The 14,625-nt window shown below is 61.4% G+C and carries 9 protein-coding genes; all 9 read left to right on the top strand.

Annotation, left to right across the window (positions count from 1 at the left end):
* The first annotated feature begins 94 nt into the window (after nt 1–94).
* The 9 genes from VL130_RS09835 to VL130_RS09795 all read left to right on the top strand — a co-directional run bounded on the left by VL130_RS09835 (nt 95) and on the right by VL130_RS09795 (nt 14,577).
* Nucleotides 95–1,468, top strand: a complete 1,374-nt coding sequence (locus tag VL130_RS09835) for an aspartate aminotransferase family protein (protein ID WP_325362699.1) — start codon at nt 95–97, stop codon at nt 1,466–1,468.
* Nucleotides 1,468–2,895, top strand: a complete 1,428-nt coding sequence (locus VL130_RS09830) for an NAD-dependent succinate-semialdehyde dehydrogenase (RefSeq protein ID WP_325362697.1) — start codon at nt 1,468–1,470, stop codon at nt 2,893–2,895. Before VL130_RS09835 ends, VL130_RS09830 begins: the two co-directional genes overlap by 1 nt.
* 9 nt (nt 2,896–2,904) lie before the next feature.
* Nucleotides 2,905–3,276, top strand: a complete 372-nt coding sequence (locus VL130_RS09825; RefSeq protein WP_325362696.1) for a RidA family protein — start codon at nt 2,905–2,907, stop codon at nt 3,274–3,276.
* Between the two features lie 13 nt (nt 3,277–3,289).
* Entirely contained in the window at nt 3,290–4,525 is a 1,236-nt protein-coding gene (gene gabT, locus VL130_RS09820) for a 4-aminobutyrate--2-oxoglutarate transaminase (RefSeq protein WP_325362695.1), read from the top strand.
* 154 nt (nt 4,526–4,679) lie between these two features.
* Nucleotides 4,680–7,958 carry an amidohydrolase family protein gene (locus VL130_RS09815; protein ID WP_325362694.1) on the top strand — a complete coding sequence of 1,093 codons (3,279 nt, stop codon included), beginning with the start codon at nt 4,680–4,682 and terminating at the stop codon, nt 7,956–7,958.
* A gap of 2 nt (nt 7,959–7,960) precedes the next feature.
* Nucleotides 7,961–11,194, top strand: a complete 3,234-nt coding sequence (locus tag VL130_RS09810; protein WP_325362693.1) for an amidohydrolase family protein — start codon at nt 7,961–7,963, stop codon at nt 11,192–11,194.
* Nucleotides 11,187–12,551: a peptide MFS transporter gene (locus VL130_RS09805; RefSeq protein ID WP_325362692.1), complete on the top strand. Its 1,365-nt coding sequence runs from the start codon at nt 11,187–11,189 to the stop codon at nt 12,549–12,551. The genes VL130_RS09810 and VL130_RS09805 overlap by 8 nt, the downstream gene beginning before the upstream one ends.
* Nucleotides 12,552–12,553: 2 nt before the next feature.
* Nucleotides 12,554–13,411, top strand: a complete 858-nt coding sequence (locus VL130_RS09800) for a right-handed parallel beta-helix repeat-containing protein (protein WP_325362691.1) — start codon at nt 12,554–12,556, stop codon at nt 13,409–13,411.
* Nucleotides 13,399–14,577: an acyl-CoA dehydrogenase gene (locus VL130_RS09795; protein ID WP_349255485.1), complete on the top strand. Its 1,179-nt coding sequence runs from the start codon at nt 13,399–13,401 to the stop codon at nt 14,575–14,577. The genes VL130_RS09800 and VL130_RS09795 overlap by 13 nt, the downstream gene beginning before the upstream one ends.
* Nucleotides 14,578–14,625 lie beyond the last annotated feature (48 nt).

The raw sequence follows: 14,625 nt of genomic DNA, 5'->3' as shown, positions 1-14,625 counted from the left end.
GTTTGGCGCACCACCCGTTCCGCCTTTGTCATCTTCTGAAACGGGCAGGGCGGTCCTACACCTGAAGTAGTCTCCCTATACAGAAAGACATGCCATGCCCCGCTCTAATACCGGCACCGCCACCTGGCAGGCCATCGACGCCCGCCGCCACCTGCATTCTTTTACCGATCCGAAGGTGATCGAAACGCAAGGCTCGCGGATCATCGTCAGGGGTGAAGGCTCGCATGTCTGGGACAGTGACGGCCGCAAGATCCTCGATGGCATGGCGGGGCTATGGTGCGTCAATATCGGCTATGGCCGCCGCGAACTGGCCGACGCCGCCCACGCGCAGATGACGAACTTATCCTATTATAACAATCACTTTCAGAGCGCGACGCCGCAGATGATCGAACTGGCGGACGTGCTGGCCGGCCTGACGCCCGACGGTATCGAGCAGTTCGCCTTCGCCAATTCCGGTTCGGAAGCCAATGATACGGTCGTCCGCCTGGCGCGGCGCTATTGGCAGATCAAGGGCCAGCCGGCCAAGCGCACGATTATCAGCCGTACCATGGCCTATCACGGCTCGACCCTGGCCGGTTCCAGCCTCGGCGGCCTGTCGCACATGCACGCCATGGACGGCGGCGTTTTGCCGGATATTACCCATATCGAGCATCCGCACTGGTATGTTTACGGCGGCGAACTGTCGCGTGAGGATTTCGGCCTTAAGGCGGCGCGGGCGCTTGAGGCGCGCATCCTCGAACTGGGCGCTGAAAATGTCGCCGCCTTTATCGCTGAGCCGGTGCAGGGCGCCGGCGGGGTCATCGATCCGCCCGCCACCTACTGGCCGGAAATCCAGCGCATCTGTCAGCAATATGACGTCCTGCTGATCGCCGATGAGGTCATCTGCGGTTTCGGGCGCACCGGCCAATGGTTCGGCTCGCAGACCTACGACATCGCGCCCGATTTCATGCCGATGGCCAAGGGGCTGTCCTCCGGCTACGTGCCGATCGCCGCCATCGGCCTGAGCCGGCGCGTTTCGGAAACCCTGGGGCAGGGTGGCCTGATCGCGCACGGTTACACCTATTCCGGCCATCCGGTCGCCTGCGCGGTGGCGCTGGCCAATATCGAGATCATCAAGGCCGAAGGGCTGGTCGAACGCGTCCGTGACGATATCGGGCCATACTTTACTGCCAAATTCGACAAGCTGGTGGCGGAGCATCCGCTGGTCGGCGAACGGCGCGGCGTCGGCCTGATGGCCTCGCTGCAACTGGTGCGTGACAAGACGACGCGCGAACTGTGTACGATGGAGGACAATGCCGCCATCCAGGTGCGCGAGTTCTGCTACGCGAACGGCCTGATCGTCCGCGCCGTGATGCAGTCCATCGTGCTCAGTCCGCCGCTGGTCATCACCCGCGATGAGGTCGATGAGCTGATCAACATCCTGACGCGGGCGCTGGATGAGGCCGCGCGCAAGCTGGGGAAGCTGTGATGCTGGCGCAGGTTCTGGCCTTCGCGGCGCGCTTCAAGACGGGCAAGACCTTCGCCGTTTATAACCCGGCCGATGGGGTACATATTGCCGATGTGCCCGATATGGGCGCTGAGGAAACCCATGCCGCCATCGCTGCCGCGAAGGCCGCTTTTCCGCTGTGGGCGGTGAAAACCGCCAATGAGCGTGCGGCCATCATGCGCAAATGGCATGGGCTGATCATCGAGCATAAGGATGCGCTCGGCCATCTGCTGACTCTGGAGCAGGGCAAGCCGCTGGTCGAGGGGATCGGCGAAGTCGCGTTCGGGGCGGGCTTTGTCGAATGGTTCGCCGAGGAGGGCAAGCGCCTCTATGGCGATATCGTGCCGCCTCATATGCCCGACCGCCGCTGCCTGGTGCTGAAACAGCCGATCGGCGTCGTGGGGGCCATTACGCCGTGGAACTTCCCCAGCGCCATGATCACCCGCAAGGTGGCGCCAGCCCTGGCCGCCGGCTGCACCATCGTGCTCAAGCCCGCCGAGGATACGCCCCTGTCAGCATTGGCTTTGGCCATGCTGGCCGAACAGGCTGGTTTTCCCGCAGGCGTGATCAATATCGTCACGGCGGCCTCCGCGCCGGAAGTGGCCGGTGTGTTGACCTCGCACCCCGATGTGCGCAAGATATCCTTTACCGGCTCGACCCGCGTCGGCAAGATCCTGATGGCGCAGTGCGCCTCGACCGTAAAAAAGCTATCGCTGGAACTGGGCGGCAATGCCCCCTTTATCGTTTTCGATGACGCCGATCTCGACGCCGCCGTGCAGGGCGCCCTGGCCACCAAGTTCCGCAACGCCGGCCAAACCTGTGTGTCGGCCAACCGCTTCTACGTTCAGGCGTCGGTGATGGCAGATTTCGTCGCGCGCCTGACCAAAGCGATCTCGGAACTGCCGGTCGGGTCCGGCTTCCATGCGCAGACCCGTGTCGGGCCGCTGATCAATAAAGCCGCCATCGACAAGGTATCCGGTCTTGTGTCTGACGCGCTGGCCAAGGGCGCGCAAGCCACGCTCGGCGGTGATCGCCATGTCCTCGGCGGCAATTTCTACGCCCCCACCGTTCTGACCGGCCTGACGCCGGATATGGAAATCGCGGCTGCAGAAATCTTCGGTCCGGTGGTGGCGCTCTATCCGTTCGAGACGGAGGCGGAGGTCATCCAACTGGCCAATGACACGCCTTATGGCCTGGCGTCCTATTTCTGGGCGCGTGATATCGGCCGCATCTTCCGTGTCGGCGAAGCGCTGGAATACGGCATGGTCGGGGTCAATGAAATCCTCTCCGGCCATCCCGGCACCCCCTTCGGCGGTGTCAAGGAGTCCGGCCAGGGCCGCGAAGGCTCGCGCTACGGCCTCGATGATTTTGTCGAGATCAAATATCTGGCCATCGGCGGCCTGAACTAAGGATAAACCATGCAAAAAACAACTTACAGCGTCACCCCCGGCGGTTGGGCGCAGGCCAATAAGGTGGCTGGCGCCACGCAATTCCTTTTCATCAGCGGCCAAGTGCCGGTGGGCGCCGATGGCGTTGTGCCGGAGGATATTACCGAGCAGTCGCATCTGGTGTGGGCCAATCTCAAGGCGCAACTGGCCGCCGCCGATATGACGCTGGAAAATGTCGTCAAGCTGACCATCTTCTTGACCGATCAGGGCTATGGCAAGGCGATGGCCGCCGTGCGCAACCAGCATTTCGGCCCGAATATCCAGCCGGCGGTTACGACTGTCATCGCTGGTCTGTTTGACCCGCGCTGGAAGATCGAAATCGAAGCAATAGCCGCTGCCTAAGAAAGATAAACCGATGTCCCTCAATTCCGATTTGATGACCCGCCGTCTGGCGGCGATCCCGCGTGGCGTTGCCAATGGCACGTCCGTCTTTTCGGCACGCGCGCTCAATGCCGAGGTGTGGGATATCGAGGGGCGGCGTTATATCGATTTCGCCGGCGGCATCGCCGTGCTCAATACCGGCCATTGCCATCCTCATATACTGGCGGCGGTTGAAAAACAGCTCCATGCCTTTCATCACACTTGTTTCCAGGTCCTGCCTTATGAGCCTTACGTCGCCCTAGCCGAGCGCCTGAACGCCATTGCGCCTTTCAAAGGGGCGGCCAAGACGATCTTCTTCAACACCGGTGCTGAAGCGGTTGAAAACGCGGTGAAAGTCGCTCGTGCCGCCACCGGCCGCAGCGGCGTGATCGCTTTTTCCGGTGCTTTCCACGGCCGCACGATCATGACCTCGGCCCTGACCGGCAAGGTGATGCCCTACAAGAAGCAATTCGGCCTGATGCCGGGCGAAATCTGGCATGTGCCGTTCCCGGTCGAACATTATGGTGTCACGGTCACGGACAGTCTGAAAGCGCTGGATACCCTGTTCCGTGTCGATATCGATCCCTCGCGCATCGCCGCCATTATCATCGAACCGGTGCAAGGGGAGGGCGGTTTCCACGTCGCGCCCCCTGAATTGTTGGTCGCCCTGCGGAAGCTGTGTGATGCGCATGGCATCAAGCTGATCGCCGATGAGGTCCAGACCGGTTTTGCCCGCACCGGCAAAATGTTCGCCATCGAACATTCGGGTGTCGAACCCGACCTGGTGACTGTGGCCAAATCGCTTTCCGGTGGTTTTCCATTGTCGGGCCTGATCGGTCGCGCCGATATCATGGATGCAGTCGATCCCGGTGGATTGGGATCGACTTTCGGCGGTTCGCCGCTATCCTGCGCGGCGGCTTTGGCGGTACTGGATGTGATTGAAAACGAACAGCTTCTGATGCGGGCTACGCAGCTTGGTGAGAAGATGCGGGCACGTTTTGCCGGCTGGCCTGAGGCACGGAATATCCGGGGCCTTGGCGCCATGATGGCCTTTGATGTCGCGGATGGCGAGATGGCGAAACGCATCACCGGCCGCGCGCTCGAACTGGGGCTGATCCAGCTTTCCTGCGGGGTCTATGGCGAAACCCTGCGCTTCCTGATGCCTCTAACCATTTCCGATTCTGTGTTCGATGAAGGCATGGACCTGCTGGCGCAGGCGTTGCAGGCCTGACGAAAGAGTGGTGACTTCATCGCACCGCCCGGCGCATCAAAGGCGTCTGGCGAACCCCGGAAGGTCTGCAACACTCCTGTCATAAAATGCGCGCCCTTGACGATCCGGCCACGGACAATCACGATGCGCGCAGTGGCGTAAAGGGGACTGAACAATGACGTGCAAGGGCTGGCTTTCAAGTGTATCTTTTGGGGCCATCGCCCTTGTTTTGCCCTTGGCGGGACCGGCTGGAGCCGTCGCCAACTGGGATATTACCAATACCGGCCAGCCCTATAAGGATATCGAGCTAAAGCTGACCGAAGGCACCTGGATGAGCCTCGATGTCAGCCCGGATGACCAGACCATCGCCTTCGACCTGCTCAACGACATCTATACGATTCCGGTAACCGGCGGTACGGCCACCCTGGTGCACGGTGGCCCGGCCACGCAGCGTATTCCCAGCTTCAGCCCGGATGGGTCTCGGCTGCTCTATCTCAGCGATGCCGATGGTGTCGATAACGCCTGGTCGTCGCGCCCTGATGGCTCTGACGCCCGCCAGATTACCCACGAGGACGGCGCCATCCTCGCCAGCCCGACCTGGACGGCCAAGGGCGATGGCGTTATCGCGGCGCGCACGAAAACGACCTTCCAGCAGATGTATGGTTCGGAACTGCGGCTTTACGATCTGGCCGGCGGTGATGGCCGCGTGGTGGTCGATGCGCCGGCCAATGGCCGCGATGTCGAGGAGGTGCGGCCATCGCCCGATGGGCGCTATGTCTATTATTCCGAACGCATCACCGCGCCGCATATCTATGTCGATGCCAACCATATGAATTTCGCCATCAAACGCCGCGATCTGCAAACCGGTGAGGTGACGCAACTCATTGATGGCTTTGGCGGCGCAGTCGATCCCGCGGTGTCAAACGATGGCAAGCGGCTGGCCTTTGTGCGCCGTGTCGGCGCGAAAACCATCCTGTTCGTCTACGATATCAAGACCGGCGAGCAGCGTCCGGTGTTCGACGGCCTCGACCGCGACGACATGGCCGATTTCGTGCCGCAGGGCCAGTATTACCCGCATTTCGACTGGTTCCCCGATAACCGCCATGTGGCGATCTGGGCGCAGGGCAAGATCTTCAAGGTCGATATGGATACCGGCGAGCGGACGGAAATCCCCTTCACCGTCAACGCCAAACACCGCATCACCACGCCGATCAGGGTCAAGACCGACCTGGCGCCTTCCGAGGTTGTCGTGCGCACCATGCCGCAGATCGCCCCGGCGCCCGATGGCAAGTCGATCATCGTCACCGCGCTCGATCACCTGTGGCGCAAGACCGGTGAGGCCGCGCCGGTGCGCCTGACGAACGCTGTGGCCAACGAACAAGACCCGGCCTTTTCGCGCGACGGCAAGCAACTGGCCTATATCGAGTGGGACGACGAAAAAGGTTCCTCGCTGAAGGTTGGCCCGGCGAGCGGCAAGGGCGGCAAGGTCATCGCCACCTCGACCGGCGTGATCCGTGATCCGTATTTCTCGCCGGATGGCAAGACCATCGCTTACCGTGTCCAGGTCGGTGACAAATCGATGGGCGGCTATCGTGACAAGGCCGGCGTCTATGTCGTGCCGGCTGCCGGCGGGGAAAGCAAATTCCTGGCCGCTAACGGCGAAACACCCCTCATCTCGCCGGACGGCAAGCGCGTCTATTACGTGCTCAGTGATTATGATGGCATCGACAACAGCAATTCGCAGCGGCTGGAAAGCGTCACGCTCGATGGTCTCGATAAGCGCATCCACGCCAAGACGCCCGACGCCGATACGACCGACATGCGCATCAGCCCCGATCTCAAGTGGCTGGCCTTCCGCGACCGCCAGCAATATTACGTCATGCCCTATGTCGAGACGGGGGAAACCCTCTCGGTCAGCGCGCTCAATGACGAGGTGCCAGCGGCGAAACTGACCGACCGCGGCGGCTATTCTCTGGTGTGGGCGGGCAATTCCTCGAAACTCTACTGGACGCTCGGCGAGGAGATTTTCAGCGCCGATCCAACGCGTTACCGCACGCCGGATGCGCCGCTGCCGCAGGCTTACAGCAAGCTCGGCCTGACTGTACCGGGCGACGTGCCTGAAGGCAGCATCGCCTTCACCCATGCCCGCCTGATCACCATGAAGGGCGATGAGGTCATCAATGACGGCACGGTCGTGGTCGAGCGCAACAAGATTGCGGCCATCGGCGGCGCCGATACCGCCATCCCGGCCGGCGCAAAGATCATCGACTCCACCGGCAAGACCATCATGCCGGGCCTGGTCGAGATGCATGGCCATGTCGATTGTTGCTACGGCATGGGTTCGGTGCCGCAAAAGCAACCGACGCGCTATGCCGAACTGGCCTTCGGCGTCACCACCACCTTCGATCCCTATTCCAACGAACAATCGACCTACGAAAGCACCGAGGCGCAGGAGGCCGGCGTCATCGTCAGTCCGCGCTGGATCGGGTCGGGCCTGGTCATGTATGGCCGGTCACGCAAGGCCGATTACACCTTCGTGCCGATCAATACCTATGCCGATGCGCAGGCCGCTTTGGCGCGCAAGAAGGCGATGGGCGGCATCGTCATCAAGAGCTACAAGCAGCCTTTCCGTTATCAGCGCCAGATGCTGATCAAGGCGGCGCGCGAGCAGGGCATCATGGTCGCGGTCGAGGGCGAAAGCCACTATTACAACAATATCAGCATGTTGCTCGACGGCCACACGGCTTTGGAACACAACCTGCCGCTCAACAACTATTATGACGATGTGGTGCAGTTGTTTGCGCAATCGGGCGTCAACAACACGACCGTGCTGAATGTCGTCTTCGGCGAACTGTTTGGCGAGAACTACATGTACCAGCGGACGCGAAGCTGGGACGATCCGAAGGTCAAGACCTATGTTCAGGAAACGATTTCAAGCTACAGTCCGCTGATGACGCCGGGCGGCGGCGCCCCCTATGTGCGCGGCATGACCACGATCCATGTGGCGGATGAGCTGTACAATATCGGCGTGCTGGCCGTTTCGCGCGCCACCAAGAAGCTCGATGACGCCGGCGCCCGTCTCGCTGTCGGATCGCACGGCGATTTCCCTGGCCTCGGCATCCATTGGGAAATGCAGATGCTGGCCGATGGCGGCATGAGCAATGCCCGTGTGCTGCGCGCCGCCACTATGGGCGGGGCCGAAAAGCTCGGCTTCGACTTCCAGTTGGGATCGCTGGAGCCGGGCAAGCTGGCCGACCTGATCGTGCTAGACCGGAACCCGCTGGAGGATATCGCCAATACCAACAGCGTGAAATACACCATGCTGAATGGCCGGCTGTATGACTCGCTGTCGATGGACGAGATCGGCAATTACAACAAACCGCGCACCAGGTTCTATTGGGAACTCCAGGATCGCCACGGCATCGACTGGAACGAAAGCTGGACAGGGCAATAACCATGAAAAAATTAGCCTGTTTCAGCCTGATCGCCCTTCTGGTCGCCCAGCCCGCCCTCGCTCAGACGTGGGATATCAACAATACTGGTCAACCGACCACCGAGGCCGATTTCACCGTCACTGAAGGCACCTGGATGACGGTTGCCGTGTCGCCGGACGGTAGAAGCCTGGTGTTCGACATGCTGGGCGACATCTACAAAATGCCGATCACCGGCGGAGCGGCGACGCCGATCCTCGATGGCATGGCCATGCAGCGCAGCCCGCGTTTCAGCGCCGACGGCCTGCATCTGCTCTATATCAGCGACGCCTCCGGCAGCGACAATGTGTGGGTGTCCGATCCGGATGGCCGCAATGCCCGTCAGATCACCCACGAGGCGACGAGCCAGATGACCGGTCCGGCCTGGGGGCCGCAAGGCACGATCGCCGCCGCCCGCATGGACGCCACCGTGCCGCATCTGCACGCGTCTGAAATCCGGCTATACGATCCAGCCGGCGGGGCAGGGCGCCTGCTCGCCAAACCAATGAGCGGCGAAAACGTTCACGAGGCGGCCTTCTCGCCCGATGGCCGCTATGCCTACTACACTGAAAAAGTCACCGGCCCCAGCGCGTCGCACGTCTATATCGACGGCAACCACATGAACTACGCCATTATGCAGCGTGACCTGCGCACCGGCCAGACCGATGAACTGATCAAGGGCTTCGGTGGCGCCACCACGCCGGTCGTGTCGCGTGACGGCAAACAGATCGCCTTTGTCCGGCGTGTGCAGGCCAAGACGGTCCTGTTTACCTATGATATCAAAAGCGGCGAGCAACGCCCTGTTTATGATGCGCTTTCGCGTGACGATCAGGCCGATTTCATCGGGCAGGGGCTGTACTATCCGCAATATGACTGGCTGCCGGATAACCGCCATATCGTCATCTGGGCCGATGGCAAGCTGCGCAAGATCGATACGCAGACCGGGCGGTCGGAAGAGATTCCCTTCAGCGTGCACGTCCGCCAGCAACTGACCACGCCGGTCCGTTTCCAGCACGAGATCGCACCCGCCACGGTCAAGGCGAAGATCATCCGCCAACTGGCCGTTTCGCCCGATGGCCGCACCACCCTGTTCCAGGCTCTGGGCGCCTTGTGGAAACAGACGGACGGCAAGCCGGTCAAGCTGGCCGCCAGTGCCTTCCCGCAGTTTGAGCCGGCTTTTTCGCCCGATGGCAAATCGGTCGCCTTTGTCGAATGGGACGATGAAAAGGGTTCGGCGCTGAAGATCGTAACCGGTACGACAGTGCGCACAATCCTGGCGACCACCGGCGTGATCCGCCAGCCGGCCTTCTCGCCGGACGGCAAGACGCTGGTGTACAAGATTGACAACGGTGACCATTGCCTCGGCGGTCATTCGACCAATCAGGGCCTCTATCTCATCCCCGCCGCCGGCGGCGAGCCGCGCTACGTCACCACGGCGGGTGATCATCCGATCTTCTCGCCGGATGGCCAGCGCCTCTATTTCGTCAAGGACGATTTCGTCGGTGATGATCGCATCGCCACTCTGTCGAGCGTTGATCTCAACGGTGGCACGCCGCGCGACCACGCGAAGACGCTTGATGCCGATACCTCCGAACTGCGCATCAGCCCGGACCTGAAGTGGATCGCCTTCAAGGATCATCAGCAATATTACCTGACGGCCTTTTCGCCCATCGGTTCGCCGGTCATCATTTCGGCGGCGGATACACGGGCGCCGGTCAGGAAGCTGAGTACGGACGGCGGCTATAGTGTCGTCTGGTCAGCGGATTCCCGAACGATCCGCTGGGCGCTCGGCGCCGAAATCCAGAGCGCCACGACCGGCGGTCAGGCGCTGGCGCCGCAAGATATCGACCTCGAAGTGCCGGGTGATGTGCCCGCCGGTTCGCTGGCTTTCACCGATGCGCGCATTATCACCATGAAGGGCGATGAGGTCATCGAGCACGGCACGGTCGTGGTCGAGGGCAACCGGATCGCCGCCGTCGGGCCGGCCGCCGCCATCACCATCCCGGCGGGCGCGAAACAGATCGACGCGTCCGGCAAGACCATCATGCCGGGCATGGTCGATATGCACGGCCATATCGATGTCTGCTACTATTCCTCGGCCGGGCTTTCGGCGCAGAAGCAGCCATCGCGCTATGCCGAACTGGCCTATGGCGTCACCACCAATTACGATCCATACAGTTCCGAACTGCCGGTCTACGAGATGGAGGAGATGACCAAGGCCGGGCTTATGGTCGGGCCGCGCGCCATTGATGCCGGCATGGTCGCCTATGGCCGCACCGGCAAGTCGGATGCGGTCTATTTGCCGGTCAACGACTTCAAGGACGCGCAGACGCTGATGCGCCGCAAGAACGCCCTGGGCGGCCTGACCGTCAAAAGCTATCGCCAGCCGATGCGTCAGCAGCGCCAGATGCTGATCAAGGCCGGCCGTGAGGCCGGGGTGATGATGGATGTCGAGGGCGAAAGCCACCTGTTCAACAACATGACCATGTTGCAGGACGGCCATTTCAACGTTCAGCACAACATGCCGATCGCTACCTATTATGACGATATCGTGCAGCTATGGTCGCGCTCACAGGTCTCGCATACGCCCACCCTGATCGTCCTGTTCGGCGAAATGATGGGCGAGAACTACATGTACGAAACGACCGAGGCGTGGAAAGACCCCAAGGCGCAGACCTTCGTGCAGGTCACGACCAGCGGTTACGGTCCGCTGGCCGCGCCCTATGGCGCGCCGCCCTACGTCCGCAACATGACGACGGTGCAGGTGGCGGATGAACTGTGGAACATCGGCTTCCGTTCGGTGGCCCGTTCGATGAAAGAGCTTGATGACGCCGGCGTCACCATCAATGTCGGGTCGCATGGTCAGATACCGGGCCTCGCCATGCACTGGGAAATGTGGCTGCTCTCGCAAGGTGGCATGAGCAATCAGCATGTCCTGCGCGCCGCCACGCTGAATGGTGCGAAATCGCTCGGCATGGATAAGGAAATCGGCTCCATCGAACCTGGCAAGCTGGCCGATTTCATCGTACTTGACGCCAATCCGCTGGACGATATCCGCAACTCCAATACCGTGCGTTACACCCTGGTCAACGGCCATCTGTACGACTCGAACACCATGAACGAGATCGGCAATGTCGATAGGCCACGCAGCAAATTCTACTGGGAAGTCGGCCGCGATTTCCACGGCATCGAATGGAAAAAGGCCTGGGCGCATGACTGATATCACCACTGACCTGCCCCAGGATAAAAGCTTCTGGGGCCACCCGAAGGGGCTGGGCTACATCGTCTTCACCGAGGCGTGGGAGCGGTTTTCCTTCTACGGGATGCAGGCGCTTCTGGTCCTCTATATGGCCGGGCACCTGTTCAAGCCGGAATTCGCCGCAAAGGTGCTGGGCTTCGGCGCCTTCCGTTCGGCGGTCGAGGGCGTCTTCGGGCCACTGTCCGTTCAGGCCCTGGCTTCGCAGGTGTTCGGCCTCTATGTCGGCATGATCTACCTGATGCCGGTGCTGGGCGGGCTGGTCGGTGACCGACTGACTGGCCGCAAGGCGGCGGTGGCGGCGGGTGCGATCCTGATGGCCATCGGCCACTTCATGATGGCCTTCGAGGCGGCCTTCCTGTTCGCGCTGCTGCTGATCATTCTCGGCTGCGGCCTGCTCAAGGGCAATCTGGCGGCGCAGGTCGGCAGCCTCTACGCCAAGACCGACAGCCGCCGCGATCAGGGCTATTCGCTCTACTGCATGGCCATCAATATCGGCGTCTTCGTCTCACCACTGGTCTGCGGCACTTTGGGCGAGCTTTACGGCTGGCACTACGGCTTCGGCGCGGCGGGCATCGGCATGGTGATCGGCACGCTGGTCTACCTGCGCGGCGCGAAATACCTGCCTGACGACGCCAAACGCATCAAGGGTGAACCCGCCGTTAAACTGCAAAAGGGCGACGGGTTGGCTATCTCGGCCACTTTGCTGATGCTGCTGATCACATCGCTTTACTGGGTGGCGCAATCGCAGGTCTGGAACACCTACGCCATCTGGGTGCGCGACCGGCTTGACCGCAGTTTCCTGGGCTTCGAGATTCCGGTGACCTGGTTCCAGTCGCTCGACGGATTGGCCGTGCTGGTGCTGACGCCGGTGGCGATCGCCTACTGGAAATGGCAGGCGAAAAAGCGCACGGAGCCGGTCGAACTGGTCAAGGTGGCGATGGGCTGTGGCGTGTTTGCGCTGGCTTGCGGGTTGCTGACGATTGGCGAACTGATCGCCGGCGCCGGCAAGGTGTGGCTGATCTGGCCGGTGGTCTTTCACTTCATCTGCGCCTGGGGCTATCTCTATGCCGGGCCAGTGACCCTGGCGGCGATTTCGCGCTCGGCGCCGGCACCGGTCAACGCCATGATGTTGGGGTCATATTATTTGTCGATCTTCATCGGCGGTGTCGCCAGCGGCTGGCTGGGACGGTTCTACGAGCACATGACACCGGGAAATTTTTGGTTGATGCACGGCGCCATCGTGGCGGCGGGGGCGGTGATCCTGATGGTCTTCCGCAAACCTTTGGCGCGGGCCATGCGTCTTGATGTGGCGGCCTGATCATGCGCCTGAAGATGATCCTGATGACGGCGGCGGGATGGTGTCTCACCGCCGGGGCGGAGGCGCGCACCCTTGAGGTCTGTCCGCAGACCTGCGCCTACAGCGATATCCAGACGGCGGTCGATGCCGCGACGGATGGGGATACGATTCGCCTGGGAGCTGGCGTTTATAAACCGGCGGCTTACCGCGACATCCCCTATGGCAAGCTGACGATCCGCGGCTTTGTCGTGCTCGATAACCGCCGTCTGACGATCACAGGTGAGGGGGCCGTGCTCGATGACGCCGATGGCGTGGCAACGAGCGCCTTGGTGATCCGAGGCGGGCAGGTGACGCTTTCAGGGCTTACCATCCGCAATTTCCATGCGGTCGATACCAAGGACGACATCTATGACGGCCACGGTATCTTCCAGATCGGCGGCCGGACGCGCCTGCGTAATCTGACCATCGAAGGCGTGACCAAGATGGCCCTGGTGGTGCGCGAAGACGGCATGGCCGATGCAACAGGGCTGACCATCGCGCATAACGGCGTCGGCATCTGGACGGACGAACGGGCGCGGCTCCGTTTGCGGAAATCAACGGTTGATGGCAACACCTATTCCGGTCTGGCGGTCTATGCCGAAACCCGCACCGAACTCAGCGAGGTCGCTTTCAACAACCATACGGACGACGCAATCTTTATCGACGGACAGGCGCAGGTGCGGGTGACGCGCTCGACCTTCCGCGACAACAAACCGTTGGTCTTCAATCTCAATGACCGCGCCATCCTGTCCGTTAGCGGTTCGCTGTTTTGTCACAATGAAGCGGTGTCGAAAATGGGGCTGGATGCCCTCGGCGGCGCCAATAAGGAATGCAAGGAATAGTTATGTTTCAATGGGATGACCCGTTTTTGCTCAGCGAGCAATTGACGGACGATGAGCAGATGATCATGGAGGCGGCGCATGATTATGCGCAAGGGTCCCTGATGCCGCGTGTGCTGAAAGCCTATAGCGAAGAATATACCGATCGCGCCATCTTCAATGAAATGGGCGAACTGGGCCTCCTTGGCGCGACGCTTCCGGAGCAATACGGCGGCGCCGGCGCCTCTTACGTCGCCTATGGCCTGGTGGCGCGCGAGGTCGAGCGCGTCGATAGCGGTTATCGCTCGATGATGAGCGTCCAGTCGTCGCTGGTCATGTATCCGATCCATGCCTACGGCAGCGAAGAACAACGCCTGAAGTACCTGCCGAAGCTGGCTTCCGGCGAATGGGTCGGTTGCTTCGGCCTGACGGAACCAGACTCTGGTTCCGATCCCGGCTCCATGACCACCCGTGCCGAGACAATTGACGGCGGTTATCGCCTGACCGGCACCAAGATGTGGATTTCCAATTCACCGATCGCCGATGTGTTCGTCGTCTGGGCCAAGCTCGATGGCATCATTCGCGGCTTCGTGCTGGAAAAGGGGCTGAAAGGTCTCTCCGCCCCGAAGATCCACGGCAAGCTGTCGCTTCGCGCTTCGATCACCGGTGAAATTGTCATGGATGGTGTCGAGGTCGGTGAAGACGCGATCCTGCCGAATGTTTCAGGCCTCAAGGGACCGTTCGGCTGTCTCAACCGCGCCCGCTATGGCATCGCCTGGGGCGCGATGGGCGCCGCTGAGGACTGCTGGCACCGCGCGCGCCAGTATGGCCTCGATCGCAAGCAGTTCGGCAAGCCGCTGGCCCAGATGCAGCTCTTCCAGAAGAAGCTGGCCGATATGCAGACCGAAATTACCCTGGGCCTGCAAGCCGCGCTTCGTGTCGGGCAGTTGTTTGACGCCGGGAAAATGCAGCCGGAAATGATCTCGCTGATCAAGCGCAACAATTGCGGCAAGGCGCTGGATATCGCCCGTCAGGCGCGTGACATGCACGGCGGCAATGGCATCCACGAGGAGTTCCATGTCATGCGCCACGCGCAGAACCTGGAGTCGGTCAATACCTACGAAGGCACGCACGATGTCCACGCCCTGATCCTCGGTCGGGCGCAGACGAGCTTGCAGGCGTTTTATTGATGGAAAAAGCGCTTACTTCTCCTCCCTACGCTTGCGTGGGGAGGTGTC

The sequence above is a fragment of the Asticcacaulis sp. genome (assembly GCF_035497195.1).
Taxonomy (GTDB): Bacteria; Pseudomonadota; Alphaproteobacteria; order Caulobacterales; family Caulobacteraceae; genus Asticcacaulis.
Note: the sequence above shows the minus strand (reverse complement) of the source record. Positions and strands in the feature narration are given on the sequence as shown.

Excerpts from the sequence above, each read along its gene's own strand:
- VL130_RS09835 (WP_325362699.1), top strand. The coding sequence starts at position 95 with ATGCCCCGCTCTAATACCGGCACCGCCACCTGGCAGGCCATCGACGCC.
- VL130_RS09830 (WP_325362697.1), top strand. The coding sequence starts at position 1,468 with ATGCTGGCGCAGGTTCTGGCCTTCGCGGCGCGCTTCAAGACGGGCAAG.
- VL130_RS09825 (WP_325362696.1), top strand. The coding sequence starts at position 2,905 with ATGCAAAAAACAACTTACAGCGTCACCCCCGGCGGTTGGGCGCAGGCC.
- gabT (WP_325362695.1), top strand. The coding sequence starts at position 3,290 with ATGTCCCTCAATTCCGATTTGATGACCCGCCGTCTGGCGGCGATCCCG.
- VL130_RS09815 (WP_325362694.1), top strand. The coding sequence starts at position 4,680 with ATGACGTGCAAGGGCTGGCTTTCAAGTGTATCTTTTGGGGCCATCGCC.
- VL130_RS09810 (WP_325362693.1), top strand. The coding sequence starts at position 7,961 with ATGAAAAAATTAGCCTGTTTCAGCCTGATCGCCCTTCTGGTCGCCCAG.
- VL130_RS09805 (WP_325362692.1), top strand. The coding sequence starts at position 11,187 with ATGACTGATATCACCACTGACCTGCCCCAGGATAAAAGCTTCTGGGGC.
- VL130_RS09800 (WP_325362691.1), top strand. The coding sequence starts at position 12,554 with ATGCGCCTGAAGATGATCCTGATGACGGCGGCGGGATGGTGTCTCACC.
- VL130_RS09795 (WP_349255485.1), top strand. The coding sequence starts at position 13,399 with ATGCAAGGAATAGTTATGTTTCAATGGGATGACCCGTTTTTGCTCAGC.